At 66.9% G+C, this 25,044-nt stretch carries 24 protein-coding genes; 8 read left to right on the forward strand and 16 right to left on the reverse strand.

Annotated features, from left to right (window positions below; all coding sequences use genetic code 11):
* Positions 1–106 precede the first annotated feature (106 nt).
* The 3 genes from OCH7691_RS04700 (at position 107) to OCH7691_RS04710 (ending at position 2,254) form a co-directional block, all read left to right on the forward strand.
* Positions 107–748, forward strand: coding sequence for a TetR/AcrR family transcriptional regulator (locus tag OCH7691_RS04700; RefSeq protein WP_139839514.1), 642 nt, complete (start codon positions 107–109; stop codon positions 746–748).
* Positions 745–1,545, forward strand: a complete 801-nt coding sequence (locus OCH7691_RS04705; protein ID WP_085882223.1) for a DUF427 domain-containing protein — start codon at positions 745–747, stop codon at positions 1,543–1,545. Before OCH7691_RS04700 ends, OCH7691_RS04705 begins: the two co-directional genes overlap by 4 nt.
* A gap of 91 nt (positions 1,546–1,636) precedes the next feature.
* On the forward strand, positions 1,637–2,254 hold the full coding sequence (locus OCH7691_RS04710) for a carbonic anhydrase (protein ID WP_370853107.1): 618 nt from the start codon (positions 1,637–1,639) through the stop codon (positions 2,252–2,254).
* 70 nt (positions 2,255–2,324) lie between these two features.
* Here OCH7691_RS04710 and pcaF read toward each other — a convergent pair whose 3' ends face one another.
* Entirely contained in the window at positions 2,325–3,533 is a 1,209-nt protein-coding gene (gene pcaF, locus OCH7691_RS04715) for a 3-oxoadipyl-CoA thiolase (RefSeq protein WP_085882225.1), read from the reverse strand.
* Between the two features lie 161 nt (positions 3,534–3,694).
* Here pcaF and OCH7691_RS04720 point away from each other — a divergent pair, with 161 nt between their 5' ends.
* A complete protein-coding gene (locus OCH7691_RS04720) occupies positions 3,695–5,335 on the forward strand; it encodes a cation:proton antiporter (RefSeq protein ID WP_085882226.1) in 1,641 nt (546 codons plus the stop codon).
* Positions 5,336–5,360: 25 nt separating this feature from the next.
* Here OCH7691_RS04720 and OCH7691_RS04725 read toward each other — a convergent pair whose 3' ends face one another.
* Positions 5,361–5,540 carry a hypothetical protein gene (locus OCH7691_RS04725; RefSeq protein ID WP_085882227.1) on the reverse strand — a complete coding sequence of 60 codons (180 nt, stop codon included), beginning with the start codon at positions 5,538–5,540 and terminating at the stop codon, positions 5,361–5,363.
* Between the two features lie 107 nt (positions 5,541–5,647).
* Complete coding sequence (argS, locus tag OCH7691_RS04730; protein WP_085882228.1) at positions 5,648–7,423, reverse strand: arginine--tRNA ligase; 1,776 nt, start codon at positions 7,421–7,423, stop codon at positions 5,648–5,650.
* 300 nt (positions 7,424–7,723) lie between these two features.
* On the opposite strand from argS, the gene groES reads away from it, so the two are divergent.
* Together groES and groL are read left to right on the forward strand one after the other, a co-directional pair.
* Entirely contained in the window at positions 7,724–8,011 is a 288-nt protein-coding gene (gene groES, locus OCH7691_RS04735; protein ID WP_085882229.1) for a co-chaperone GroES, read from the forward strand.
* Positions 8,012–8,073: 62 nt separating this feature from the next.
* Positions 8,074–9,717, forward strand: a complete 1,644-nt coding sequence (gene groL, locus OCH7691_RS04740; RefSeq protein ID WP_085882230.1) for a chaperonin GroEL — start codon at positions 8,074–8,076, stop codon at positions 9,715–9,717.
* A gap of 108 nt (positions 9,718–9,825) precedes the next feature.
* Here groL and OCH7691_RS04745 read toward each other — a convergent pair whose 3' ends face one another.
* A complete protein-coding gene (locus OCH7691_RS04745; protein ID WP_085882231.1) occupies positions 9,826–10,464 on the reverse strand; it encodes a bactofilin family protein in 639 nt (212 codons plus the stop codon).
* Positions 10,465–10,730: 266 nt separating this feature from the next.
* Between OCH7691_RS04745 and OCH7691_RS04750 the strand changes: the two genes are divergently transcribed.
* Positions 10,731–10,919 (forward strand): DUF2842 domain-containing protein, encoded by a 189-nt coding sequence (locus OCH7691_RS04750; protein WP_085882232.1) that lies wholly within the window; start codon positions 10,731–10,733, stop codon positions 10,917–10,919.
* A gap of 39 nt (positions 10,920–10,958) precedes the next feature.
* On the opposite strand, the gene OCH7691_RS04755 is transcribed toward OCH7691_RS04750, so the two are convergent.
* From OCH7691_RS04755 to OCH7691_RS04785, 7 genes are all read right to left on the reverse strand, one after another.
* Positions 10,959–11,468: an NUDIX hydrolase gene (locus OCH7691_RS04755; RefSeq protein ID WP_217807799.1), complete on the reverse strand. Its 510-nt coding sequence runs from the start codon at positions 11,466–11,468 to the stop codon at positions 10,959–10,961.
* Positions 11,432–13,777 carry a xanthine dehydrogenase family protein molybdopterin-binding subunit gene (locus OCH7691_RS04760; protein WP_085882233.1) on the reverse strand — a complete coding sequence of 782 codons (2,346 nt, stop codon included), beginning with the start codon at positions 13,775–13,777 and terminating at the stop codon, positions 11,432–11,434. The genes OCH7691_RS04755 and OCH7691_RS04760 overlap by 37 nt, the downstream gene beginning before the upstream one ends.
* A 104-nt stretch (positions 13,778–13,881) precedes the next feature.
* Positions 13,882–15,084 (reverse strand): CaiB/BaiF CoA transferase family protein, encoded by a 1,203-nt coding sequence (locus OCH7691_RS04765; protein ID WP_085882234.1) that lies wholly within the window; start codon positions 15,082–15,084, stop codon positions 13,882–13,884.
* A gap of 27 nt (positions 15,085–15,111) precedes the next feature.
* Positions 15,112–15,861: a CoA-transferase gene (locus OCH7691_RS04770; protein ID WP_085882235.1), complete on the reverse strand. Its 750-nt coding sequence runs from the start codon at positions 15,859–15,861 to the stop codon at positions 15,112–15,114.
* Positions 15,858–16,685 (reverse strand): CoA transferase subunit A, encoded by an 828-nt coding sequence (locus OCH7691_RS04775; protein ID WP_085882236.1) that lies wholly within the window; start codon positions 16,683–16,685, stop codon positions 15,858–15,860. Before OCH7691_RS04775 ends, OCH7691_RS04770 begins: the two co-directional genes overlap by 4 nt.
* A gap of 52 nt (positions 16,686–16,737) precedes the next feature.
* Positions 16,738–17,973: an MFS transporter gene (locus tag OCH7691_RS04780; RefSeq protein ID WP_085882237.1), complete on the reverse strand. Its 1,236-nt coding sequence runs from the start codon at positions 17,971–17,973 to the stop codon at positions 16,738–16,740.
* A 78-nt stretch (positions 17,974–18,051) separates the two neighbouring features.
* Positions 18,052–19,149: a lipid A deacylase LpxR family protein gene (locus tag OCH7691_RS04785; RefSeq protein WP_217807800.1), complete on the reverse strand. Its 1,098-nt coding sequence runs from the start codon at positions 19,147–19,149 to the stop codon at positions 18,052–18,054.
* Positions 19,150–19,348: 199 nt separating this feature from the next.
* On the opposite strand from OCH7691_RS04785, the gene OCH7691_RS04790 reads away from it, so the two are divergent.
* Positions 19,349–20,158 (forward strand): enoyl-CoA hydratase/isomerase family protein, encoded by an 810-nt coding sequence (locus OCH7691_RS04790; RefSeq protein WP_085883505.1) that lies wholly within the window; start codon positions 19,349–19,351, stop codon positions 20,156–20,158.
* 13 nt (positions 20,159–20,171) lie between these two features.
* Here the strand turns inward: OCH7691_RS04790 and OCH7691_RS04795 are convergent, their stop codons facing one another.
* From OCH7691_RS04795 to OCH7691_RS04815, 5 genes are all read right to left on the reverse strand, one after another.
* Positions 20,172–20,933: a TIGR02186 family protein gene (locus tag OCH7691_RS04795; protein WP_176244912.1), complete on the reverse strand. Its 762-nt coding sequence runs from the start codon at positions 20,931–20,933 to the stop codon at positions 20,172–20,174.
* A 2-nt stretch (positions 20,934–20,935) separates the two neighbouring features.
* Entirely contained in the window at positions 20,936–21,856 is a 921-nt protein-coding gene (locus OCH7691_RS04800) for a sulfite exporter TauE/SafE family protein (RefSeq protein ID WP_085882240.1), read from the reverse strand.
* A 201-nt stretch (positions 21,857–22,057) separates the two neighbouring features.
* Positions 22,058–23,377, reverse strand: a complete 1,320-nt coding sequence (locus OCH7691_RS04805; protein WP_085882241.1) for a TRAP transporter large permease — start codon at positions 23,375–23,377, stop codon at positions 22,058–22,060.
* Between the two features lie 13 nt (positions 23,378–23,390).
* Positions 23,391–23,900 carry a TRAP transporter small permease gene (locus tag OCH7691_RS04810; RefSeq protein WP_085882242.1) on the reverse strand — a complete coding sequence of 170 codons (510 nt, stop codon included), beginning with the start codon at positions 23,898–23,900 and terminating at the stop codon, positions 23,391–23,393.
* A 31-nt stretch (positions 23,901–23,931) separates the two neighbouring features.
* A complete protein-coding gene (locus OCH7691_RS04815; protein WP_217807801.1) occupies positions 23,932–24,963 on the reverse strand; it encodes a TRAP transporter substrate-binding protein in 1,032 nt (343 codons plus the stop codon).
* Positions 24,964–25,044: the final 81 nt, after the last annotated feature.

Here is a 25,044-nt window from a genome sequence, read left to right on the forward strand (position 1 = left end):
CAGATTTTAAGGAAATGTGAAGGCCGGTCACCGGGCGGCGATCTTTGCGCGCAGCGCCGACCGGGGGTATCGTGGCGAACCGGAAGTCGACAAGGAGCGGAGCCGAATGGCACGGCCTCGGAAATACGACGACGCGGATGTTCTGGACAGGGCGGTGGAGGTCTTCTGGCTGAAGGGCTTTGCCGCGACCTCGATCCAGGACCTGGTCGAAGCCACGGGGCTCAACCGCGGCAGCCTCTACAATGCCTATGGCGACAAGGCCGGCCTGTTCGCCGCGGCCATCGAACGCTATGGCAGCCTGTCGCCGCTGCGGGCGATGGTGAAGCACCAGAACGACGCACCGCCCCGGCAGTCGATCGAACGCCTGTTTCGCGATCTGGTGGCGATTGCCGGCGCCGATCGGGCCCATCGTGGCTGTCTGCTGACCAATACCGCGACCGAGCTCTGCGCCCTGGATCGTGACATGCAACAGCGCATCGCCGAGAATTTCGGTGACGCCGAGGATGCGCTTTGCCGGCTTGTCGAGCGGGGCCAGGCGGCCGGCGTCATCGCGGCCGGGAGGCCGCCGCGGGCGCTCGCCCGAGGCCTTCTGGCCACCATGCAGGGGCTCTGGGTGATGTCCAAGGTCGATCCCGAGCCGGAGCGGCTTCGCGACATCGCCGATGCCGGCCTGGCGATGCTCGACGCGCCGCCCTGCCGCAGGGTGGCCGCACCGGACGAACGAATGGAAGAGGAGCGTATATCATGAACGAGATGTCGAGCGGCACGGCGCCGGGCTTCGCGAAGCACCCGGGCTATGTGCTGGAGGTGCTGTCGACGCCGAAGCGCGTCCGCGTCGTTTTCGGCGGCGAGACGCTCGCCGACACGACCGCCGCGCTGATCGTTCGCGAGAGTGGTCACATGCCGGTCTACTATCTGCCGCGTGCCGATATCCGGCTCGACCTGCTGACCGCGACCGATCATTCCAGCTACTGCCCGTTCAAGGGCACCGCCGCCTACTGGTCGATCGCCGCCGGCGACAAGGTGGCGGAAAACGCGGTCTGGTCCTACCCGTCGCCCTACCGGGAAGCGGGGGCGCTGAAGGACCATATGGCGTTCTACTGGAACCGGGTCGATCACTGGTACGAGGAGGACGAGGAGGTCCTCAAGCATCCGCGCGATCCGAAGGTTCGCGTCGACGTCCTGTCGAGCCGCCGAGAGGTCTCGGTCCGGCTGGAGGGCGAGCTTGTCGCGAAGAGCAGTAATGCGCTTTTCGTGTTCGAAACCGGCATGCCCGTGCGCTATTATCTGCCCGCGGAAGACGTCCGGATGGACCTGCTGCGCCCGGTCGAGACCAGTTCGATCTGCCCGTACAAGGGCAAGGCGCGCTATTGGCAGGCGGAACTGGGCGGGAAGGTCTTCGACGATATCGCCTGGGCTTATCCCGACCCGTTCGACGAGGTTCGACGGATCCGCGACCGTATCGCCTTTTTCGACGAGCGGGTCGACGAGGTGTTCGTCGATGGAATCGCGCAGGCACGACCGAAAACGCAGTGGTCGGCCTGATCGATGCCGTTCACGCACGCACCGTCGGTGAAGGCGGGATGACAACCGATGAAGTGGGGAGTGAACTGAGTTGCGGAATGTTGCCGAACTTATGGATGGCTACCGGTCTTTCCTGAAAGAGCGCTATCCGGCCGACGCGGAACTGTACCGATCGCTCGCCGACAACGGACAGTCGCCTCAGACGATGGTCATTGCCTGTTGTGACAGCCGGTCCGACCCGGCGACAGTGTTCAACGCGGGCCCCGGCCAGATCTTCGTGGTCCGGAACGTCGCCAACCTGGTGCCCCCGTGGGAGCCCGGCGGCGAATTCCACGGCACCAGCGCGGCGATCGAATTCGCCGTCACGGTTCTCAAGGTCCGCAATATCGTGGTCATGGGCCATGCGCGCTGCGGCGGCATCTCGGCCTTCCTTGAAGGCCTGCTCAAGGATCAGCCGCCCGAGACCTTCGTCAGCAAGTGGATTTCTCTGCTCGAGCCGGCGCAGGCCGAACTTGACCGCCTCGGTTCCGACGCGAGCGCCGATGAGCGGCAGGAGGCGATGGAATATGCCGGCATCCGCCGTTCGCTCGACAACCTGCTGTCCTTTCCCTTCGTGAAGGAGCGCGTCGACACCGGCAAGCTCGAGCTGCACGGCGCCTATTTCGCCATCGCCACCGGCGTCCTGAAGTATCTCGACAAGAGCGACGGCAGGTTCTACCCGGCCGTCTGATGATCGCCGCCGCCGTGCGACAGGCGGGTCCGGTCGGACCCGCCCGCCGTTCGGCGGCGCGCGCCGGCGCCTACTTCACCCGTTCGATGATCATCGCGATGCCCTGGCCGACACCGATGCACATGGTGCAGAGCGCGTAGCGGCCGTCGATCGTCTCGAGCTGGTTCAACGCCGTGGCGACGAGGCGGGCGCCGGACATGCCGAGCGGATGGCCAAGCGCGATCGCCCCGCCGTTCGGGTTGACCGCCTCCTCGGTGTCGGAGAGGCCGAGATCGCGGGTCACCGCGAGGGCCTGCGCGGCGAAGGCCTCGTTGAGTTCGATCACGTCCATGTCGGTGATCGAAAGGCCGGCGAGTTCCAGCACCTTGCGGCTCGCCGGGGCAGGGCCCATGCCCATGATCCGGGGCGGCACGCCGGCGGTCGCCGTGGCGACGACGCGACCCCGCGGCGTCAGGCCATGGCGCTCGAGCGCCGCCTTCGAGGCGACGATCAACGCCGCGGCGCCGTCGTTGACGCCGGAGGCGTTGCCTGCCGTCACCGTGCCTTCGGCGCGGAACGGGGTGCGCAGGCGGGCGAGGCCCTCGAGCGTGGTGTCGGCGCGCGGATGCTCGTCCTGGCGCACGACGATCGGGTCGCCCTTGCGCTGCGGGATCGACACCTCGACGATCTCGCGATCGAAGAAGCCGTTCTTCTGGGCAGCGACGGCGCGCTGCTGGCTGCGCAGCGCGAAAGCGTCCTGGTCCTCGCGGCGAACCTGGAACTCGGCGGCGACATTCTCGGCCGTTTCCGGCATCGAGTCGGTACCGTATGCCTTGTCCATCAGCTTGTTGACGAAGCGCCAGCCGATCGTGGTGTCGTAGATCTCGGTGCTGCGGGAATAGGCGCTGTTCGACTTGGCCATGACGAAGGGCGCACGGGTCATGCTCTCGACCCCGCCGGCGATGACCAGCTGCTGCTCGCCCGTCTTGATGGCGCGTGCCGCGACGTTCACCGCATCGAGGCCGGAGCCGCAGAGCCGGTTGATGGTCGCGCCGGGGACCGAGTCGGGCAGCCCGGCCAGCAGCAGGGCCATGCGCGCGACATTGCGGTTGTCTTCGCCCGCCTGGTTGGCGCAGCCGTAGATCACGTCATCGACCGCCGCCCAGTCGACATCCTTGTTCCGCTCGATCAGCGCCTGGATCGGCCGGGCGCCCAGATCGTCGGTCCGGACCTCTGCCAGGGCACCGCCGTAGCGGCCGATCGGCGTGCGCACGGCATCGCAGATAAAGGCGTCGCTCATCTCGTTCTCATCTCCTCAGGAATATCTGTCGCGGCGGGCGCCGCTGACGCAACATTCCGTCTCCATAACATGCTGCAGACGCGTTGTCGCCTGTGTCCCCTGTTGCGCATGGCGCCCCGAAGCCCGACAATCGCAATCGACGCCGCCCCTCCGGAGCCGCCATGCATTTCCTGTCCGAGATCGCGCTCATCGCCCTGGTCGCATTGCTGCTCGGCCTGGTCATGACGCGAATGCGGCAGCCATCGCTGGTCGGCTATATCCTCGCCGGCGTCGTCCTCGGCATTTTCATGCCGCGGATATCAGAAAATCGGGAAGTGATCTCGCTGCTCGCCGAGCTCGGCGTGCTGATGCTGCTGTTCCTGATCGGCATGGAGCTTTCGCTGCGCTCCTTCATGCGGGTCTGGCGGGTCTCCGTGATCACCATGGTGCTCCAGGTTGCGCTCTCGCTTGCCGTGATGTGGCTGCTTTCCTATGCCCTCGGCTGGCCGGGCGAGCTGGCGATACTGCTCGGCTTTGCCATCGCGCTTTCCTCGACCGCGGTCGCGATCAAGATTCTCGAGGATGTCGGCGAGTTGCGGAGCGATGTCGGCCAGGTTGCCGTCGGCGTCCTCGTCGCCCAGGATCTGGCCGTCGTGCCGATGCTTCTGATCGTCAGCAGCCTCGGCGGGGGCGGTTCGGGAATCGTCGGATCGGCCGCGATGATCCTGCTCGCGGTCGGCCTGCTCGTTGCCTTGGTCGTCCTGCTGAGCCGGCGCCAGAGCGTCCGGCTGCCGTTCGGCGAATGGCTGGGCGACCACCACGACCTGACGCCGATGACCGGGCTCGCGCTCTGCTTCGGCGCGGCCGCGCTTTCTGGTGTCCTCGGCCTCACGCCCTCCTACGGTGCTTTCCTTGCCGGACTCGTGCTCGGCAACACGCGGGAGCGGAAGGGCATGATGGAGGCGATGATGCCGATCCAGGCGGTCCTGATGATGGTCTTCTTCCTGTCCGTCGGGCTGCTCGTCGACATTCCCTTCGTTATCGAGAATATCGGCACCGTGCTGCTCCTGCTGGCGATCGTGACGGTGGTCAAGACGGTCGCCAACGTCTGCATCCTGCGGCTGACCGGGGAGCCGTGGCCGCGCTCCTTCAAGGCTGGCACGGTGCTCGGCCAGATCGGCGAATTTTCCTTCGTGCTGATGGCGGCCGGAGCGACCGCCGGCATCGTCGACGATTACGCCCGCCGCCTGATGGTGTCGCTGATCGTCTTCTCGCTCGCGGTCTCGCCGCTATGGCTGCTGACCTCGCGCCGGCTGGAGGAGGTGCGCTGGCGGAGGATCGCCAATTTCCGGCATCTCTGGGCGCAACTCTATGGCCGGGAAACCCAGGCCGTGGTCTCGGTGTCAAGCCGGGCCGTCGCCTCCACGGCCCGCATCACGCTTGCCTTCCGGGGCCAGACCGGCCCGGCTGCGGACGACGATGACCGGGATCCGGCGGCGGACGAGGCCGTCATCATCGATGTCGACGCGGAAGCGGGCGCGGGCCGACCGGACGTCGCCGACGACGGCCCGGACGCGGCGATGCCGGTGGCGAAACCGGCGCCGAAGAAACGCAAACTGGTCCGGAAGCGGAAGCCCGCCGCCGCCGAGGCAGCTGTGCCCGCCCCGGTGCGGAAGCAGGTGAAGCGCAGCAAGCCGGCCCCGTCGGCGCAGGCGAAGAAGCCGGCGGCGGCCCTGCCGGCGGCAAGGACGACCTCCGAGCCGGAGAAGAAATCGGCGACGCCGGACAAGCCTGCGAGCGGCGAATTCGACGCCGACGACTAGTCAGTCGTCCGGTCACGAACCCGCGTTAACGACCGTCGTGGTCGTCGCCGTGATGGTTGCCGGCGATATCGTGATGGACGTTGCCCGGCCGTGTATCGCCGGGCGTCGACCGCTCGCGCCCCAGCGGGTCGCGGCCGGTCTGGCGCACCACGTCGCTGTAGGATCGAACCGGTCGATCCAGGTAGGGGCTGCCGGCGAGGGTCATCGGATTTTCCCGTTCATCATCACGAGACAACAACTGGGGCCCCAAACCGTTCCTCGCAAGGCGCATTCGCGGCCGCGGTGATACTGATCACAGGCTTTCCCGGGCGGCTACATCCGGTCCGGAATCTCGAGTCCGAGGATCGTCAGGGCGAGCGCGATCTGGGCCAGCGTCACCTCCGCGAGTCGGAGCCGGGCGCCGCGGCGGACGAGGTCCTGTTCGCTCAGGATATGGCAATCGTGATAGAAGCGATTGAAGGCCTGCGCGACATTGTAGACATGCTCGCAGAGGATATGCGGCTGGTAGCGTTCGTAGGCACCGCGAACGGCTTCCGGGAGGGCCGCGAGCGTCAGCATCAGGTCGCGTTCGGCATCGGTTTCCGGGGCCAGCCCACCGGCGGCGAAACCCTGGTCGGCCGCCTTGCGGAGCAGCGAACGCAGGCGCACGGCGGCATAGAGCAGGTACGGGCCGGTCCGGCCCTCGAAGCGGGTGAAGCGCTCCAGGTCGAAGACGTAGTTGGAATGACGCTGGTTCTGCAGGTCGGCGAACTTGATCGCGGCGATGCCGACGTTGCGCGCGATCGCGGCCCGCTCGGCTTCCGAGAGTTCCTGCGCCAGGCCGGCTTCCGAGAGCCGCTTGCCGGCCTCCTCGGTCGCCATGGCAATCAGTTCGGACAGCCGGACGACGCCGCCCGCGCGGGTCCGGAAGGGCTTGCCGTCGGTCCCGTTCACGGTGCCGAAGCCGACATGTTCGAGGGCGACGTCGTCGCGGACCAGGCCGGCGAGGCGGGCGGTGCGGAAGACCTGCTCGAAATGCAGGCTCTGGCGGCCGTCGACGACATAGACGATGGCATCCGGATCCTGGCGCTCGACGCGGTTGACGATGGTCGCGAGATCGGTGGTCGAATACATCACGCCGCCGTCGGACTTGAGCAGCACGAGCGGCGGCATCTCGGCCTTGTCGTCGGGGCGGGCGACACGGACGATCAGCGCCCCCTCGCTCGGCTCCGCGATCCCGGCATCGGTCATCCGCTGGATCATCGGATCGATCAGGTCGTGGACGCAGGCCTCTCCATCCCACAGGTCGAAGCGAACGCCAAGGGCCTCGAAATCGGCGCGCATCGCCTCGACCGAAACCGCCACCATGCGCTCCCACAGGGCGCGGTAGCCCGGCCGGCCGCGCTGCAGCTCGAAGGTCGCCTGGCGGGCCGCGGCAAGTGCCTCGTCATCCTCCTTGGTGCGCGCGGAAGCACGCGGGTAGAGCTCCTGGAGATCGTCGATCGAGACCGGCGAGGCATCCGGATAGGGGCCGTCATAGGCGGCGTCGAAATAGGGCAGCTCCGGCGCGTCGCGGGCGATTTCCGCGATCAGCATGCCCATCGGCAGACCCCAGTCGCCGAGATGGACATCGCTGGTCACGCGGTCGCCGACCTGGCGACAGAGCCGCTGCAGGCAGTCGCCGATGATCGAGGCGCGCAGATGGCCGACATGCATCGCCTTGGCGACATTCGGGCCGCCGAAATCGAGCACGACCGTGCGCGGCGCATGGCCGATGCGACAGCCGGTTGCCGGGTCGTCGAACAGGGCCGTCACGCGGTCCACCAGGAAATCGTCGGCGAGCGAGAAGTTCACGAAGCCCGGCCCGGCGATCGAGAGGTCGCGGAAGCGGCCGTCGCGGGCCAGCCGCTCGACCACCGCGTCGGCGATCTGGCGCGGCGGGCGCTTGGCGGACTTGGCGGCGGCGAGTGCCCCGTTGCATTGGAATTGCCCGAGCTCGGGTCGCTGCGACGGCGCCACCTGGCCGAAGGCGGGATCGAGGTCGAGAGCGCCGAAATGGGCGCCAACGAGGGCGGACAATTCGTCTCGGAGCGATTGATCGAGTGACATGGGGCGATTCGGGGTTGTTACCGGGGCACGGGCGACCGATATGCTGTCGGGCCGCGCCCTTACTTAGTCGATCCGGTCGCGGCGGCACAAGGGGCGCGAGGATTCGCGGCGCTCCCGCGCCAGCCGCGCGTCGACAACGGCGCACGCCGTGCCACCACGCGGTCGATTTCAGCCCTCGAATCCTTGACTCACACGCCGGGTGTGACTAAATGCGGCCCATTCTGGTTGTTAGCACTCGACCGTGTTGAGTGCTAACAGAGGGTCCATCCACCCGTAACCATCGAATTGGAGAGGGAAAGAATGAAATTCCGTCCGTTGCATGACCGTGTACTGGTCAAGCGCACCGATGCCGAGGAAAAGACCTCCGGCGGCATCATTATCCCCGATAGCGCGCAGGAAAAGCCGATGCAGGGCGAGGTCATCGCTGCTGGTTCCGGCGTCCGCAACGAAACCGGGAAGCTCACCCCGCTCGATGTGAAGAAGGGCGACCGCGTGCTCTTCGGCAAGTGGTCGGGGACCGAGGTCAAGATCGACGGCACCGAGCTGCTGATCATGAAGGAATCCGACATCATGGGTATCGTCGAGTAACGCTGCCGCACGGCAAGACGTAACTCCCCCCATCAAACAATTGTCATTGGAGAAGCAAGCAAATGGCTGCCAAAGACGTTAAATTCGGCCAGGACGCCCGCGCGCGCATGCTGAAAGGTGTCGACATTCTTGCCGACGCCGTGAAGGTGACGCTGGGTCCGAAGGGCCGCAACGTGGTGCTCGACAAGTCGTTCGGCGCGCCGCGCATCACCAAGGATGGCGTGACCGTCGCCAAGGAAATCGAACTCAAGGACAAGTTCGAGAACATGGGCGCGCAGATGGTGCGCGAGGTCGCCTCGAAGACCAACGACATCGCCGGCGACGGCACCACGACCGCGACCGTTCTCGCCCAGGCGATCGTCCGCGAGGGTCTGAAGGCGGTTGCCGCCGGCATGAACCCGATGGATCTCCGTCGCGGTGTCGACCAAGCGACCATCAAGGTCGTCGAGCAGCTCCGCAAGATCTCCAAGAAGGTTTCCGGCCCGGCCGAGATTGCCCAGGTCGGCACCATCTCGGCGAACGGCGAGAAGGAAATCGGCGAGATCATCTCGCGGGCCATGCAGAAGGTCGGCAACGAGGGCGTGATCACGGTCGAGGAGGCCAAGGGCCTCGAGACCGAGCTCGAAGTCGTCGAGGGCATGCAGTTCGACCGCGGCTACCTGTCGCCGTACTTCATCACCAACGGCGACAAGATGATCGCCGAGCTGGATAACCCCTACATCCTGCTGCACGAGAAGAAGCTGTCCGGCCTGCAGTCGATGCTGCCGCTTCTCGAGGCCGTGGTGCAGACCGGCAAGCCGCTGCTCATCATCGCCGAGGACGTCGAGGGCGAGGCCCTGGCCACGCTCGTCGTCAACCGTCTCCGTGGCGGCCTCAAGGTCGCGGCCGTCAAGGCCCCCGGCTTCGGCGATCGCCGCAAGGCCATGCTCGAGGACATCGCGATCCTGACCGGCGGTCAGGTGATTTCCGAAGACCTCGGCATCAAGCTCGAGAATGTCACGATCGACATGCTCGGCCGCGCCAAGGCGGTGACGATCACCAAGGAAGAGACCACGATCGTCGACGGTTCCGGCAAGAAGGCCGACATCAAGGGCCGTTGCCAGCAGATCCGTCGCCAGGCGGAAGAGACCACGTCCGACTATGACCGCGAGAAGCTGCAGGAGCGGCTGGCGAAGCTCGCCGGCGGCGTTGCGGTGATCAAGGTCGGCGGCGCCACCGAGGTCGAGGTGAAGGAGCGCAAGGACCGCGTCGATGACGCGCTTCACGCGACCCGCGCCGCGGTCGAGGAAGGCATCGTCCCGGGTGGCGGTGTCGCCCTGCTCTACGCGACCCGTGCGCTCAAGGATCTCAAGGGCGATAATGCCGACCAGCAGACGGGCATCGACATCGTTCGTCGCGCCCTGCAGGTCCCGGTTCGCCAGATCGCCGAGAACGCCGGCGTCGACGGCGCCGTGGTTGCCGGCAAGCTGCTTGAGCAGAAGGACGTCAATCGCGGCTTCAACGCCCAGACCGAAGAGTATGTGGACATGCTGAAGGCCGGGATCATCGATCCGGCCAAGGTCGTCCGCGCCGCGCTCGAGGATGCCTCCTCGGTCGCCGGTCTGCTGATCACCACCGAAGCGATGGTCGCCGAGCGTCCGGAGCCCAAGGAATCCGGCCCGGCCATGCCCGACATGGGCGGCATGGGCGGTGGCATGGGCTTCTAAGGAAGCCGATACCGCGTCGCAAGACAGGGAAAGGGCCGCGGATCACTCCGCGGCCCTTTTTCGTTGCCCGCCCGGCGCGACGTCCGCCCGGCGCCGGATCGGGTCGGCTCAGATCAGGTTGGCACCGGCCTGTTCGTCGCTGCCGTTCTCGGTCTTGCCCGAACCGCCACCCGACTGCTCGGCACGCTTCGAGGGACGGAGCGAGGCCTGCTCGTCCTTCGCGGTACTGCCATTGTCATCGGCCGCCTTCGAATCCTTCGCCGCCGTTTTCGACGCCGCCGCGCCGACCACCTCGACCTCGCCGGCGATCTGGCCGCCCGGCTCGATGGTGATCTCGCCGTAGCGGATCGTTCCGCGCACCCGGCCGGTGGAGCGGATCACGAGTTTCTGGCGCGCCGTCAGGCTGCCCTCGAACAGGCCGGAAATATCGGCAGTGTCGATCTCGACGGTGCCGTTGAAGATGCCGCTCTCGGCGATCTCGATGATCCGGCTGTCCATCGAGGCCTCGACGCGGCCCTCGACGATCAGCCTGTCGCAGGACGTGATCTCGCCTTTCAGATGGATGTCCGGCCCGACGATCAGCTTGCTGCCGGCAGCATCCGAGGCCTGCGGGGTGCTTTCCCCGGAAGCCGCCGAAGACCCGACGGGGGTCGGCGCCGCCACGCCGGGGCGACTGGGCACGCTTTCCCGCGGCCGCGCGGCCGGCACGTCGGGGTGATAGGGAGTGTTGCGTTGCGGCGTGACCATGCTATTTCCTTCCTTCTCGAGCCCTTGGGCTGACTCGGCATTGCGATGCGGCGGACGAGGTGTCAATGCAGCCGGTTTGGCCGTCGCCTTCTCGCCCTCGGGGGTTTTGCGTCGAAACATTGCGGACTCCGTGCTGCGGATGGCGATCAAAGAATCACATCCGACGAGAATATCCAAATGGTGGTGACTGAAATGGGCCAAATCTACGGCGATCATGTGGCGGTCCGGAAAAATTCCGCACTCGGGACAAGGGCTTGGTGGGCGCGATGACGGGCTTGAGAAAATTCGGCGCAGTCGTCCTGCTGGTCGTCGGCCTGACCGTCTATGCGCTTTTGGTGATGCGATTCGCGATCGACTGGCTGCCCGAGCACTGGGCGCTCCAGGGGCTCTTCTACGCGGTTGCCGGAATCGTCTGGATCTTCCCTGCCCGCCGGGTCATGCGCTGGATGATGTAGCCGCCCGCGCGTCTCGCTTTCGTTTCGCGTCGCCGACCCTCAGGGTCGGCTGGCCGTCGGCCGCATCGTCACAGATTGATCGATGATCCGGAGTGTTTCCGACCATTCGAGATAATGTGCCGCCTCGTCGCGGCGGATCCAGGCGACCGCGTCGGCGTCGCTGTCGGCCCGCGCCTCGCCGGAGACCCATTCGGCCACGAAATCGAGCAGCGTGTAGTGGTAGCGGACCCGGCCGTTCGCGTCCGGGACGATCGCATCGACGATATCGACGAGGCCGAGGATCCGGCATTCGACGCCGGTTTCCTCCCGGACCTCGCGAAGCGCCGCCTCGACGGTCGTCTCGCCGAGTTCCTGCAGCCCGCCCGGCAGGCTCCACTGGCCGGCCCTGGGCGGCTTGCCGCGCCGGACCAGAAGCAGCCGGTCGCCCTGCCAGAGCACGACGCCGACACCGATCATCGGCCGTGCCGGGTATTCGCGGCTTGCTTCCATGGCGAGCCTCGTCCGCCGCGCCCTCAGGCTGCGGCGCGTGCCGCCTGCATGGCCTGCCATACGACCTCCGCCGTCGCCGGCATGTCGATCCGCTCCACGCCAAGCTCGGCCAGCGCATCGAAGACGGCGTTCATCACCGCCGGCGGCCCGGCGATGGTGCCGGCCTCGCCGACCCCCTTCACGCCGAGCGGATTGGTCTTGCAGGGCACCTCGATCGTCGAGAAGTCGAACGGCGGCAGGTTGTCGGCCCGGGCGAGGCAATAGTCCATCAGCGAGCCGCTGAGCAACTGGCCGTTCTCGTCGTAGACGGTGTGTTCGAGCAGCGCCTGCCCGATGCCCTGGGCAACCCCGCCGATCACCTGTCCCTCGACGATCTGCGGGTTCAGGATGGTGCCGAAATCGTCGACCATGGCGTAGGAGACGACGGCGACGGTCCCGGTCGCCTCGTCGATCTCGACTTCGCAGACATGGCAGCCGTTCGGGAAGGTGAAGACCGGCACCGTATGGCTGCCCCTGGTATCGAGACCGTTGTCGCCGGTCTCCTCGTGGCCGTCGACCGCGCCGATCTCGCGCGCCCGGGCGGCCAGTTCGAGGATGCCGATGCGGCGGTCGGTGCCGACGATGCTGAATTCCCCGCTCTGATTGTCGAACTCGATGTCGTCGAGCGCGGTTTCGAGGACCTGCCCGGCGTAGAGCCGACCCTTCTCGATGATCCGGTCGCCGGCATTCAGGATCGCCGCGCCCTGGGTCGTCAGCGACCGCGAACCGCCGGTGCCGCCGCCGCTCGGGATGCGGTCGGTATCGCCCTCGATCACGCGGATCCGGTCGTGCGGCAGGCCGAGCTTCTCGGCCATGATCTGGGTATAGGCGGTGGCGTGGCCCTGGCCGCCGGACTGGGTGCCGACGAGCAGCGATACCGTGCCGTCGGTCTCGAAGCGGACATCGGCGCCTTCTGTCGGGTTGCCGCCGGTCGCCTCGATGAAATAGGAGATGCCGAAGCCGCGGCGCTTGCCCTGCTTCGCCGAGGCCGCCTTGCGGGCCGGGAAGCCGGCATAGTCCGCCTTCTCCAGGCAGGCATCGAAGAGCCGGCGGAACTCGCCGCTGTCATAGACCTCGCCGGCGCCGTTGGTGTAGGGCATCTCTTCCGGGCTCACGAAATTCCGCCGCCGGATCTCGACCGGGCCGATGCCGGTCTCGCGACCCGCCTTGTCGATCAGCCGCTCCATCATGTAGATCGCTTCCGGCCGGCCGGCCCCGCGATAAGCGTCGACCGGGACGGTGTTGGTGAAGACCCCCTTGACGTTGAAATGCAGGGCCGGGATCCGGTAGGCGCCGGTCAGCACCTTGGCAGTGGCCATCGACGGGATCAGCGGCCCGAAACTCGAATGATAGGCGCCGAGATCGGCCAGCGTGCGGACGCGCAGGCCGAGCGCCCGGTGGTCGCCATCAAGTGCGAGTTCGGCGACGGTCACGTGATCGCGGCCCTGGCTGTCCGAAAGGAAGCTCTCGGTCCGCTCGTTGACCCACTTGACCGGCCGGGCGAGCTTGCGGGCGGCGAAGGCTGTGCAAGCGGCCTCGCTGTAGTAGAACAGCTTCATGCCGAAGGCGCCGCCGACGTCCGGGGTGATGACGCGAACCCGGGACGGATCGATCTTCAGCAGCGAACCGGCAAGGAAGTTCTTCAGACCCCATCCGCCCTGGGTCGGCGCATAGACTGTCATCTTCTCCGCCGCCGCGTCCCAGTCGGCGTTGAGGCAGCGGGGCTCCATGCTGTTGACCACGAGGCGGTTGTTGACCAGTTCGATCCGCGTCACGTGCGCGGCCCGGGCGAAGGCCGCCTCCAGGGCGGCCTCGTCGCCGGCCGACCAGTCGAAACTGACGTTGCCCGGCGCCTCCGGGTGGAGCTGGACGGCGCCCGGCTCGATCGACCGGGCGGCTCCGACGGTGGCGTCGAGCTCGTCGTAATCGACCATGACCAGTTCCGCCGCGTCGCGGGCGGCATGGCGGTTCTCGGCGACCACGAAGGCGACCGCCTCGCCGACATGGCGGACAATGTCGCGGGCGAGTACCGGCCGCTTCGGATCGGCGCGGTTGCTGCCGTCCCGGTTCTTCAGCGGGATCATGCAGGGCAGCAGGTTGGCGTCGGATTTATCGAGATCGGCGGCGGTCAGGATGTCGACCACGCCCGGCAGGGCGCGGGCCTCCCCGATGTCGATCGAGGTGATCCGGGCGTGTGCGTAGGGCGAGCGCACGACGACGCCGTGGAGCTGGTTCGGCAGGTCGATATCGTCGGTATAGCGGCCGCCGCCCGACACGAGACGGTGATCCTCGACGCGGCGGATGGGCTGACTGGCGCCAAACTGTGTCATGCGGTCCGATCCTTGTGTTCGGGAGTGACGGCGCTGCCGCGCCGGTCACGGATTGTAGAAACTTTTGGTCGCTTCGCTCAAGCCGTTGCTAAGGCACGAACCGGTCAGAGCTTGCGCGGCTTCGCGACCACGATTCCATCCGCGATCAGCGCGTCGATCTCGCTCTCGGAATAACCCGCCTCCTTCAGGACATCCCGGTTGGAAGCGCCGAATTCGGGTGGCGTCAGGCGCACCGAGCCGGGTGTCCGGCCGAGCTTGACCGGTATCCCCGTGCCCCGATAGCCATCCTTCTCGACGACCATCTCGCGATGCAGGGTGTGAGGATGCTCGGCCATGTCGGGCACGCTGAGCGCCGCCCCGGCCGGCACCCCGGCCGCGAGCAGGGCCGCCGCGATCTCCTCGCCGTCGTGCCCGGCCATCAGGGTCTCGATCTCGGCGGTCAGGGCATCGCGGTTGCCGACCCGGTCGCTGTTCGAGAGGAAGCGCGGGTCGTTCGCCAGTTCGGGCTTGCCGAGCACCGCGCAAAGGCGCTGGAACTGGCGGTCGTTGCCGATGCCGAGAAAGACCGGACGGCCTTTCGTCCGGTAGAGGTCGTAGGGTGAGATGTTCGGATGCGCGTTGCCGGTCAGGCGCGGCGCCCGGCCCGACATGAAATAGTTCGGCGCATGCGGATGCTGGAGCGCGATCCCGGTATCGAACAGCGAGATGTCGATATGCTGGCCCTTGCCCGAGCGGGCCCGCTCCGTCACCGCCAGCAGGATGCCGATCGCCGCGTTCATGCCGGTGCCGAGATCGACCAGGGGAATGCCGAGACGGACCGGGCCGCTCTCCTCGGAGCCGTTCACCGAGATCAGCCCGGTCCAGGCCTGGACGACCGCATCGTAACCCGGAAGACCGCCGAACGGACCGTCCGTGCCGAAGCCGGTCACCGAGCAGTGGATCAGCTTCGGAAAGCGTTCCTTCAGGACCGTCTCGTAGCCGAGGCCCCAGCGTTCCATCGAGCCGGCCTTGAAATTCTCGAGCAGGATGTCGGCGTCCTCGAGCAGCTTCAGCAGGATATCGCGGCCGCGTTCGGTGCCGATGTCGAGGGCGAGCGATCGCTTGTTGCGGTTGACGCCGGAGAAATAGGCGCTGAGCCCGCTGTCGCTGAACGGCGGCCCCCATTGCCGGGTCTCGTCGCCCTGCGGCGGCTCGATCTTGATCACGTCGGCACCGTGGTCGGCGAGCATCTGCGAGCAGTAGGGACCGCCCAGCACGCGCGACAGGTCGATCACCTTGAAGCCCGCGAGGGCGCCTTGGCTGGTCATGTCGTGAACCTCGATTTCGGTAAGTCGCTATTCCGCCGCGCTGGCCGCCGGTGATCCGAAGACCCGTTCGGCGAAGCGCGGATAGGTTTCTGCCAGTTGCGCCGCGATCGGCCCGCGGATCAGCGCGAGAGTTGCCGGGTCGGGCGGTTCGGTCGTTTCCGGATCTGCCTCGTGCTCGAAGGCGAAGCCGGTATTCTCCTCGATGTCGCGGAGCGTGTAGCCCGGATGAACGCTGCGCAGCCGGAAGCCGGGCCGCGCGCGGTCGAAATCGAACAGTGCCATTCCGGTCAGCAGCGCCTTCGGCCCGCCGGGGCGGTTGACCTCCGGCCCGGAAATGCCGGGTGCCGAGACGAAATCGACCTTCGGCACGAAGACCCGCCGGCTGTGCTCCTCGCGGAACAGGATGACGTTCGGCACAAGATGATAGAGATAGGCCGAGCCGAACGAGCCGGGCCAGCGCACCTTGTTGTCGGGATAGTCGCCGATCCCGACGAGATTGATGTTGCCCTGCCCGTCGATCTGGCCGCCGCCGAGGAAGAAGGCGTCGATGCGTCCCTGGGCGGCGCAGTCGAACAGCTCGACCCCGCCCGAGGTAAAGCGGTTCTGCGCCTCCGAGCCCAGCAGGTTGACGGTCATCCGGCCGTCGCCCTGGGCGCGGCGGAGCATCGCGCCTGCCGCCGGGATCGGCGACGAGGCGCCGACCGCCACGTGCCGGCAGGGGCCGAGCAGGCGGGCGATCACCGCGATCAGCAGTTCCTCGGTCCGGATCTCGCTCATTCGGCGGCCATCGGCACGGCGCTGCCCTCATTGTCGAGCCAGACCCTGAACCCTTCCGCGCTGCGTGCCGCGGCGGCATAGGCGGAAAGCGCTGCCTCGTCCTCTTCGTAGGTCGACCAGAGGCGGAGCGGCCAGGCCCCGCGCGGTGCCTCGGCGATACCGTCGACGTAGAAACTCGGCAGCACGCCGGCGGTCCGCATCTCGTCGGCGAAGAAATCCTCGTCGACGATCCGTTCGACGGTGACCAGCGTGCGGACGGCCGCATGCGCCATGGTGATCAGCTCGCGCCGCCGGCCGATCCAGACATTGCCGGCGCGGTCGGCGAGCGGGGCGTGGAAGAGCGCGACGTCCGGGCGGATCGCCGGGACCAGAACGATCGGCGCCGGGGCCTCGGCGAAGGGGTCGTCAATGACCCGCCAGTCGGGCCGGATCGTCAGCAGGTCGCTGCCGAGGATGCCGCGGATCGGCATGAAGGGAAGGCCCTTCTCTGCCGCTTGCAACCCGGCATGAACGGCCGGGCAGGTCGCGTCCATCATGCGGATCGACCGTGTCTTGAGCGCCTCGGTGAAGCGGGGCGCCGGGCCGTATTCGCCGAGGGTGATGGCGGAGGTTTCCAGCGTGGCGACCGCGCCGGTGCCGATCAGGATGTCCGCCTGGATGCCGGAGGTGGGCACGCAGACGAGATGCAGATCGCGGACGCCGCGCCGGACGAGGGCACGGGTCGCGGCCATGGCGACACCGGAATAGTCGGTCGGGATCGCGAGCTTGGCGCCGTCCGGAATCGCCGCCGCGAGGGCATCAAGATCGATGAAGGGTTCGTTCATGAGCAGTCTCCGCCAGCCTTGCCGACACTATAACGTCTGTTTCCCGCCGCCGTCATCCGCCTCGCTTGAGTTCCGGAACCAGCCAGAACGGCATGCTGCCGAAGATGATCATGACGAAGGCGAAAACGAAGCCCGCCTCGTAGGCGTCGGTCCAGTCGTGCAGCAGGCCGCTGATCGTCGAGCCGATGGCGCCGCCGATGCCGCCGCCCATGCTGACGGCGCCGAAGATCGCGCCGATCGAGCGGCCACGGAACAGCCCGGCACAGATCGCCCCGACCACCGGGCCGCGCGAGCCGAGACTGAGCCCGAACAGCATGACGAACAATCCGAACAGGACATGAGACGGGACAAGGGCAAGCAGCCAGAGCAACGGGATCGCCGTCAGGGTCAGGCTGTAGGAGAGCGCGATCGCGCCGCGATTGCCGAGCTGCGAGGCGAGCCAGCCGAAGGACAGCATGCCGACCGGCATGAACAGGCCGTTGAAGCCGTAGATTGTCGCCGCCTCCTGGGCGCCGAAGCCGACCGAAACCAGATAGGCGATGATCTGGACGACGACCGCCGAGATCCCGGTCGAGGTGAACAGGAAGACCGAGAACAGCGCCCAGAATGGAAGCGTTCCCATCGCCCGGCGCAGCGTCCAGTTCACGGTGACCTTCACATCCGTTTCGACCGTGCTGACCGGCAGTTCGACGCCGCGGCCCAGCCGCCGCCAGGGCAGGATCAGCAGGATCGGGGCCAGCACCAGCATGAAGATGCCGATGCAGCGGTAGGCGAAGGACCAGCCGCCGTGATCGATGAGATACTGGGCGAGCGGCAGCATGATCAGCGCGCCGACGCCGAGCGACGAGAAGGCGACGCCGAGCGCCATCGGCAGCCGGTCGCGGAACCAGCGCGCCAGCAGGGCCGAATTGGGAACGTTGCCGAGCGAGATCGCGCCGACGCCGACCATCAGGCCCGAGCCGAGGTAGAAGACGGCGAGGCTCGACGCACTGCTCGACACCAGCATGCCGGCCCCGAGCGTCGCCAGCCCGCCGCAATAGAGCAGGCGCGGGCCGAGCCGGTCGAAAAGGTAGCCGGCGACCGGCGAGGCGAGCCCGGAAACCAGCAGCGACGAGGAATAGATCGAGGCGACCTCGGCGCGCTCCCAGCCGAACTCGAGGCTGAGCGGCAGCACGAAGACGGGGAAAGTCTCGATCGAACCGCGCCCGAGCATGCCGAGCAGGAAGCAGATCGCGAGAACGGTGAAGGCGGCGACGGGATCGCCACCGGACTTGGCGCGAGGGGCCATGATTCCCCGAGGAAGATGTCGATAGACCCTGATCGCTTACGCGATCCCCGTTACCGTGGCAAGCGCACGACGCCTGTATCAGAACTGGAAGGAGAGGCTGATGGCGCCGAACTCGTCGGCCGAATCCTGGCCTTCGAATTCGTGGCTTCGAAGGACGTAGGTATAGGCGAGCCGGGTCGAGCGCCAGGTAAAGGCGACGCCCAGCTGCAGGTCGGCGACCAGCGGGATCCGGTCGACGCTGCGGCTGTCCGTGAAGGTATTGCCGTCCAGGAAGATGTTGTGGGCGACCGCCCGGCCGTCGAAGCCGGCGAAGAAGTAGCCGCCGGGCCGGTCGCGGGCGATGAAATAGCCGGACCCGGGCAGCGACGGCTGGACCCGGGGCGGGCCGTAATCGTCGGGCAGGTTGTAGCCGACGCGGAAGGTGGCTCCCGCATTGCCATAGGTGAAGACATTGCCCAGCGCGCCGCCGAGATGCGGCGTGACGTCGAAGGCGAAGCCGAACAGTTCGCCGGAAACGAAGGCGCGCAGGCTGCGCTGGTAGGTGAGCTGAATGCCCGGTTCGGCGCGCAGCTGCTTGTCCCAGCCCTTCGGTTCGGGGGAACCGATTACCTCGTGGACGATTTTCTGGGCCTGCTCGGCAAGCGACGGGGAGCCGACGACGCCGACCTGCAGGCGAAGCTGGTCGAGTTGACTGCCGTTCTCGGAGATCAGCCCCACCGAACCATAGAGCCAGCCGGCGTAGGGCCGATCCTCGGCCGGCGGGTCGGCAAGGCTGATGTCGGCCGGGGTATACATGCTCTGGCCGAGCGAGAAACTGGCGCGGACCCGGCCGTCGCCCGGGAACAGCGGAAACAGGTTCGCCGCCTTGACGACCCAGTACGGGACATGCTGCGGGTTCGACGTCCAGCCGACCTGGATGCCGTTGGTATAGTCGCGATCGCGACCGTAGAAGAGGTCGTTTTCCAGCACGAAGGAAAAGGTGCCGCGTTCGCCCTCGGGCGCGGAATCGGCAGGCAGCGGCGCCCCGGCCGCGGTTTCCGCCGGCCCCGGTGCCGGCGGTCCGGCTGCCTCGCCGGCCGTCGCCCTAGGCGAACCGAGGGCGGTCAGGCCGGTCAGGGTGAGGAACAGCAGCGCCGTGGCGACGGCGCGCGTGGTGCAGGGCATGGTCGTGTTCACCGAGGTGGATAGTGTCCGGACGCTAGCTAGGCTAGTCCGTCGCCCCCGGCAAGTCATGTCACAGCATTGCCCCAGCCAAGGCGCGTTCGGATGGCCGGGGCAGCCCGCCGGACCGCGTTGACAGGTTCCGGGTGACGCGCAACAGTGCCCGCGCAACGAGAACGAACAACAGCACGATCCGATGGAGGAGAGCCGCCCGATGTCCGACCGTTATGCCGCCTATACCCGTCTCAAGTTCGATTATCCGGCGGACCGGGTCCTGCGGATCACCATGAACCGCCCCGAGCGCCTGAATGCGGCCGACGAGACCATGCATCGCGAACTGACCGAGGTCTGGCGCGACATCGACGGCGATCCGGACATCAACGCGGTCATCCTGACCGGCGCCGGTAAGGCCTTCTCCGCTGGCGGCGATTTCGAGATGGTGCAGAACATCGCCGACAATTTCGAGACCCGGGCACGGGTCTGGAAGGAGGCCCGGGATCTCGTCTACAACGTCATCAATTGCGGCAAGCCGATCGTCTCGGCGATGCGCGGGCCGGCGGTCGGCGCCGGGCTGGTGGCGGGTCTCCTGTCGGATATCTCGATCGTCGCGAAGAAGGCCCGGATCATCGACGGCCATACCCGCCTCGGTGTCGCCGCCGGCGACCATGCGGCGATCGTCTGGCCGCTGCTCTGCGGCATGGCAAAGGCGAAATACTACCTGCTGCTCTGCGACCCGGTGACGGGCGAGGAGGCGGAACGGATCGGCCTTGTCTCGCTTGCCGTCGAGGACGAGGAACTCGACGCCAAGGCGGTCGAGGTCGCGACCCGCCTGGCCGGCGGCGCGCAGAGCGCCATCCGCTGGACGAAATATGCGCTGAACAACTGGTACCGCATGGCGGGGCCGACCTTCGATACATCACTCGCGCTGGAATTCCTGGGCTTTACCGGCCCGGAGGTCCAGGAGGGGCTCGCCTCGCACCGGGAAAAGCGGAAGCCGAATTTCCCGCCGTCGACGCCGATCTGAAGCGGCGCGCGCCCTAGTCGCGGCGGAAGAACAGCGCCGCGGCCCAGCCGGAAAGCAGCGCCAGCAGGACCGCGATGAGGGCATAGAAGAACGGCTGATCGTGCGCGAAATCGAAGATCGTGCGGCCGACGCCGAATTTCTGGATGAGCAGCGAGGTCGTCTGCCCCTCGATGATGTCGCCGTCCCGGAACAGGTAGATCGAGGCGGTATAACTGCCGACCGGGACATTCGCCGGGATATGGATATTGGCCCGGAACAGGGTGCCGCCGAGGAAGCTCACGGTCGCCGTCTCGCGGCTGAACAGGCCGTCGCGCAGCCGGTTCCGGATCAGCGCCGTCTTGAACAGCGGCGCTTCCGGATCGCCCAGCCCTTTCTCCGGCGTGAAGCGGAGGTTCTCGCTGCCGACCTCGAGCCGTCGCGCCTGGCTGGCGCTCAGGATCTCGGCCAGCGGCGCGCTGGCGGCGACGGCATAGAATCCGGGCAGCGACTTGAAGGTGAAGGCGGTGCTGTTGACCCAGATCCCGGCGACCCGCTCCTTGCGCCGGACCACGACATCCTGGGCCGGGCCGCGCACGACGATCACGATATCCCCGCGCGGGGCGTCGGGCACCGTGTCGATGGCGCCGAATATCAGCAGGTCGGTGCCGGTGAAGCTGGAGGTCACCGACACGAGATGGGAGGAAATGTCGGTCAGCAGCGGCGCCGCGGCGCGGGCCGACGCCGCCGGCAGCGCCATCGCCAGCGTGAGCAGGAAGCAGGGGATCCAGTGCCGCATCGTCATTCGTCCCCGATGACGCTGATCGAATAGGCGTCCAGCGGCGTCGCGACCAGGTCGTAGGCCATCTTCCCGCAGACGATGACGACCATCAGCGCCAGCAGGCCGCGAACATATTCGCCGCGCAGCCGGCTGCTGAAGCGGGTCCCGAACTGGGCCCCGATGACCGCCCCGGCGAGCAGCAGGAGGGCCAGCATCGCATCGACCGTCTGGGTTGCCACCGCATGCAGGAAGGTCACGTTCGCCGAGACGAAGATGATCTGGAACAGCGACGTGCCGACGACGACGTTGGTCGGGACGCCGAGCAGGTAGATCATCGCCGGCACCATGATGAAGCCGCCGCCGACGCCCATGATCGCCGAGAGGATGCCGACGAGGAAGCCGATGCCGAGCGGCAGCATGGCGCTGATATAGAGCTTCGAGCGGCGAAACCGCATCTTGAATGGCAGGCCGTGCAGGAAGGTATGCTGGTGCAGCTTGCGCCGCTTCATCGTGCCGCGCTTCTGCTTGACCAGGGCGCCGACGCTCTCGAACAGCATCATGAAGCCGATGATGCCGAGGAAGAACACGTAGGAGAGCGAGATCAGCAGCTCGACCTGGCCGATCTTCTCCAGCAGGGTGAAGATGCCGGCGCCGACGAAGGAGCCGGCGATGCCGCCCGCGAGCAGCACAAGGCCCATCTTGAAGTCGACGTTGCCGCGCCGCCAGTGGGCGAACACGCCGGAAACGCTAGACGCGACGATCTGGTTGGCCTGGCTCGCCACCGCGACGGCCGGCGGCACGCCGATGAAGATCAGCAGCGGGGTCATCAGGAAACCGCCGCCGACCCCGAACATGCCGGACAGGAAACCGATTACCGCGCCCATGCCGAGCAGTAGAAAGACGTCGACCGTCATTTCGGCGATGGGGAGGTAAATAGGCATACGCGCACCCGGCTCTTTCGCTGAATGCCAAGAAACGGCACCGGCATGGCCGGGGTTCCGGCCGGCGGGCCGCCCTCACATGGCCGCCCGACCCGGATGTGCCGCGGTTCCGGATCCCGGATCCGCCGCTACCTCTGCCAAGTCGATAGAGACCCGGTATAGTCCATCCGTATGAGCCTTACAACCGCTGCCGTTCGCCGTTCAGCGACCCATCAGACCGGGCAGGTAAAGCGAGATCGCGGGCACGCCGACGAGCAGCGACAGGCGCACGATATCGGCGCACCAGAAGGGCATCACGCCGCGGAAGATGGTCCGCGTCGAAAGCTCCGGCAGGACGCCCTTGAGGACGAAAACGTTGAGCCCGACCGGCGGCGTGATGAGGCTGATCTCGGTGACCACGACGACGACGATGCCGAACCAGATGAGCACCGATTGCGGATCGAACGCGGTGCCGAAATCGAGACTGAGGACGAGCGGGTAGAAGACCGGCACGGTCAGCAGGATCATCGACAGGCTTTCCAGCACGCAGCCGAGCAGCAGGTAGACGATCACGATCATCGCGATCACCGCGTAGGCGGGCAGTTCCATCTCGTTGATCCAGCCGGTCAGATCGCTCGGCATGCCGGTCACGTTGATGAAATTGGCGAACATCAGCGCCCCGATCAGGATCGAGAAGATCATCGCGGTGGTCTCCGCGCTCTCCCTGAGGATCGTACGCAGCGATGCCCAGGTGAGCGTGCCGCGGAACAGCGCGAATAGGAAGGCGCCGCTCGCGCCGACCCCGGCCGCCTCGGTCGGGGTGAAAACGCCGCCGTAGATTCCCCCCATGACCAGCACGAACAGGACGAGCACGCCCCAGACCCCGCGCAGTGCCCGGAGACGGTCGCGCCAGCCGAGCCGGTCGCCCGGCGGTCCTGATTCCGGGTTGCGGAAGACCGTGTAGCGCACCGCGCCCATGTAACAGATCACGCCGACGATCCCGGGCAGGATGCCGGCCATGAACAGCTTGCCGATATCGCTTTCGGTCATCAGGCCGTAGAGCACCAGGATGACGCTCGGCGGGATCAGGATGCCGAGCGTGCCGCCGGCGGCGATCGAACCGGCGGCGAGGCTGTCGGAATAGCCGTACCGCCGCATCGACGGCATCGCCACCTTGGACATCGTCGCCGCAGTCGCCAGCGACGAACCGCAGATCGCGCTGAAGCCGCCGCAGGCGACGACCGTGGCCATCGCCAGCCCGCCGCGCCGATGGCCGAGAAAGGCATTCGAGGCGGTGTAGAGTTCGTCCGACAGCCCCGCGCGGGTGACGAAGTTGCCCATCAGGATGAATAGCGGCACGATCGACAGCGTGTAATGCAGGCCGGTCTCGTAGGTCACGTTGCGGACCATCGCCAGCGAGGCGTCCCAGCCGATCAGCACACCGAAACCGACGAACCCGGCCAGCCCCATCGCGAAGGCAATCGGCAGACGCAGGGCGATGAGCGCCAGCAGCGCGGCAAAGGCGATCAACGCATCGAACACGGCGGAACCCTGTCTAGCGGTTGCGGGGGAATAGGACGACGCCGGCGCGGATGACCAGGATCAGGGCGGTGGCGACAAGCGTGGCGGTCATGAAGGCGACGACCGGCCAGATCGGGATGTGCAGGATCGCTGTGACATCGCCATAGCCGACCGTTTCCCCGGTCTTGATGGCGAGCTGCCAGGCCAGCACGCCGGTCATCGCCGCGCAGGCCAGGTTGATCAGGGCCTCCTTGATCCGCGAGACCGCGTTCGGAATCAGGATCTCGAAGATATCGACGGCAATGTGACCGTCGGTGGCGCTGACCAGCGGAAGACCCGCGAAGATCAGCGTCGCCAGCATCAGCTCGGTGATCTCGAAGCCGCCTTCGACCGGGGTGTTGAAGAAATACCGGCCGATCACGTCGACGAAGGTCAGTACCATCATCGCGAACAGGATGACGGCCGCCAGTCCGCCGAGGATCCGGTTGAGCCAGATCTTCGCGGCGGGCCGGACGGCCGGTTGGACGGACCGGTCGGTCGTCATCCCATACTGCCCCTCTCGGACCGTCTGCGGCCTAGTTCGACGCCTCGAGCTTGGCGATCTCGGCGCGGAAGTCCTTCAGCACCATGTCGCCGTCGATGCCCTTCTCCTTGGCCGCCGCGATCCATGCGGCCTCCATCGGCGCGGCCTTCTCGGCGATGCCTTGGACCAGGGCTTCCGGCGCGTCGATGATCTCGACGCCGGCCGCCTCCATGTCGGCCTGGCCGGCCTTGTCGGCGCGATCCCAGGCCTGGCCGGCCATCTTGGCGAAATGCTCGCCCGAGACGCTCATGATCGCGTCCTGCTCGGCCTTCGTCAGGGCCTCGAACTTGGCCGGGTTCATGGCCAGGAAGAAGCTCACGTTGTAGAGCCCGCCCGGAACGACCGTGCCGTACTTGATGAAGCTCGCGAGCTTGAAGGACTTGATCGATTCCTTCGGGAAGAAGACGCCGTCGGCGACGCCGGTCGAGATCAGCTCGTAGGAGGCCGGCGCAGGCTTGAGCAGGGCGGTCGCGCCGAGCGCCGTCGTCAGGTCGTTGATCAGGCCGCCGCCGACGCGAATCTTCATGCCCGCCAGGTCGGCGAGGCTGGTGATCGGGCGCTGGGTATTGAACATCTGGCCCGGGCCGTGGGTCATCAGGGCAAGCAGTTTGACGCCCTCATGCTCGTTCGCCTTGGCGAGATGTTTCTCGAAGATCCGCCAGTAGGCGACCGAGATCGCCTCCGAGCTGTTGCCGAGGAATGGCACTTCGGCGGCCTGGGTCAGCAGGAATCGGCCGGGCTGGTAGCCGTGCACGCCGAACGTGACGTCGGCGATGCCGTCCTTGGCAAGGTCGAAATGGGCCGGCGCGGCGCCGAGCGCCTTCGGCAGGATGATGATGTTGACGCTGCCGTTGGTCGCCTTCTTCACCTCTTCGATCCAGGGCACCATCATGTCGGCCACGATCGGGTGTTTCGGCGGCAACCAGGACGACATCCTGAGCGTCGTCTCGGCGCTCGCGGCGCCGGCCGAGAATCCGAGGCCGATGGCGAGGGCCACGGCTACAGGTTTGATGTACTTCAACATTCGACGATACCTCCCCAGGTCGCTGCTGTTTTGCTTGCCACGCTTTGCGTGTATTGCCGGCAATATAACGTCTTCGCGCGA

Origin of the sequence: Oceanibacterium hippocampi (genome assembly GCF_900172325.1) — a bacterium.
GTDB classification, from domain to species: domain Bacteria; phylum Pseudomonadota; class Alphaproteobacteria; order Sneathiellales; family Sneathiellaceae; genus Oceanibacterium; species Oceanibacterium hippocampi.

Bases quoted from the DNA above. Each gene is read 5' to 3' on its own strand.
- OCH7691_RS04700 (WP_139839514.1), top strand. From the start codon at position 107: ATGGCACGGCCTCGGAAATACGACGACGCGGATGTTCTGGACAGGGCG.
- OCH7691_RS04705 (WP_085882223.1), top strand. From the start codon at position 745: ATGAACGAGATGTCGAGCGGCACGGCGCCGGGCTTCGCGAAGCACCCG.
- OCH7691_RS04710 (WP_370853107.1), top strand. From the start codon at position 1,637: ATGGATGGCTACCGGTCTTTCCTGAAAGAGCGCTATCCGGCCGACGCG.
- pcaF (WP_085882225.1), bottom strand. From the start codon at position 3,533: ATGAGCGACGCCTTTATCTGCGATGCCGTGCGCACGCCGATCGGCCGC.
- OCH7691_RS04720 (WP_085882226.1), top strand. From the start codon at position 3,695: ATGCATTTCCTGTCCGAGATCGCGCTCATCGCCCTGGTCGCATTGCTG.
- OCH7691_RS04725 (WP_085882227.1), bottom strand. From the start codon at position 5,540: ATGACCCTCGCCGGCAGCCCCTACCTGGATCGACCGGTTCGATCCTAC.
- argS (WP_085882228.1), bottom strand. From the start codon at position 7,423: ATGTCACTCGATCAATCGCTCCGAGACGAATTGTCCGCCCTCGTTGGC.
- groES (WP_085882229.1), top strand. From the start codon at position 7,724: ATGAAATTCCGTCCGTTGCATGACCGTGTACTGGTCAAGCGCACCGAT.
- groL (WP_085882230.1), top strand. From the start codon at position 8,074: ATGGCTGCCAAAGACGTTAAATTCGGCCAGGACGCCCGCGCGCGCATG.
- OCH7691_RS04745 (WP_085882231.1), bottom strand. From the start codon at position 10,464: ATGGTCACGCCGCAACGCAACACTCCCTATCACCCCGACGTGCCGGCC.
- OCH7691_RS04750 (WP_085882232.1), top strand. From the start codon at position 10,731: ATGACGGGCTTGAGAAAATTCGGCGCAGTCGTCCTGCTGGTCGTCGGC.
- OCH7691_RS04755 (WP_217807799.1), bottom strand. From the start codon at position 11,468: ATGGCAGGCCATGCAGGCGGCACGCGCCGCAGCCTGAGGGCGCGGCGG.
- OCH7691_RS04760 (WP_085882233.1), bottom strand. From the start codon at position 13,777: ATGACACAGTTTGGCGCCAGTCAGCCCATCCGCCGCGTCGAGGATCAC.
- OCH7691_RS04765 (WP_085882234.1), bottom strand. From the start codon at position 15,084: ATGACCAGCCAAGGCGCCCTCGCGGGCTTCAAGGTGATCGACCTGTCG.
- OCH7691_RS04770 (WP_085882235.1), bottom strand. From the start codon at position 15,861: ATGAGCGAGATCCGGACCGAGGAACTGCTGATCGCGGTGATCGCCCGC.
- OCH7691_RS04775 (WP_085882236.1), bottom strand. From the start codon at position 16,685: ATGAACGAACCCTTCATCGATCTTGATGCCCTCGCGGCGGCGATTCCG.
- OCH7691_RS04780 (WP_085882237.1), bottom strand. From the start codon at position 17,973: ATGGCCCCTCGCGCCAAGTCCGGTGGCGATCCCGTCGCCGCCTTCACC.
- OCH7691_RS04790 (WP_085883505.1), top strand. From the start codon at position 19,349: ATGTCCGACCGTTATGCCGCCTATACCCGTCTCAAGTTCGATTATCCG.
- OCH7691_RS04795 (WP_176244912.1), bottom strand. From the start codon at position 20,933: ATGCGGCACTGGATCCCCTGCTTCCTGCTCACGCTGGCGATGGCGCTG.
- OCH7691_RS04800 (WP_085882240.1), bottom strand. From the start codon at position 21,856: ATGCCTATTTACCTCCCCATCGCCGAAATGACGGTCGACGTCTTTCTA.
- OCH7691_RS04810 (WP_085882242.1), bottom strand. From the start codon at position 23,900: ATGACGACCGACCGGTCCGTCCAACCGGCCGTCCGGCCCGCCGCGAAG.
- OCH7691_RS04815 (WP_217807801.1), bottom strand. From the start codon at position 24,963: ATGTTGAAGTACATCAAACCTGTAGCCGTGGCCCTCGCCATCGGCCTC.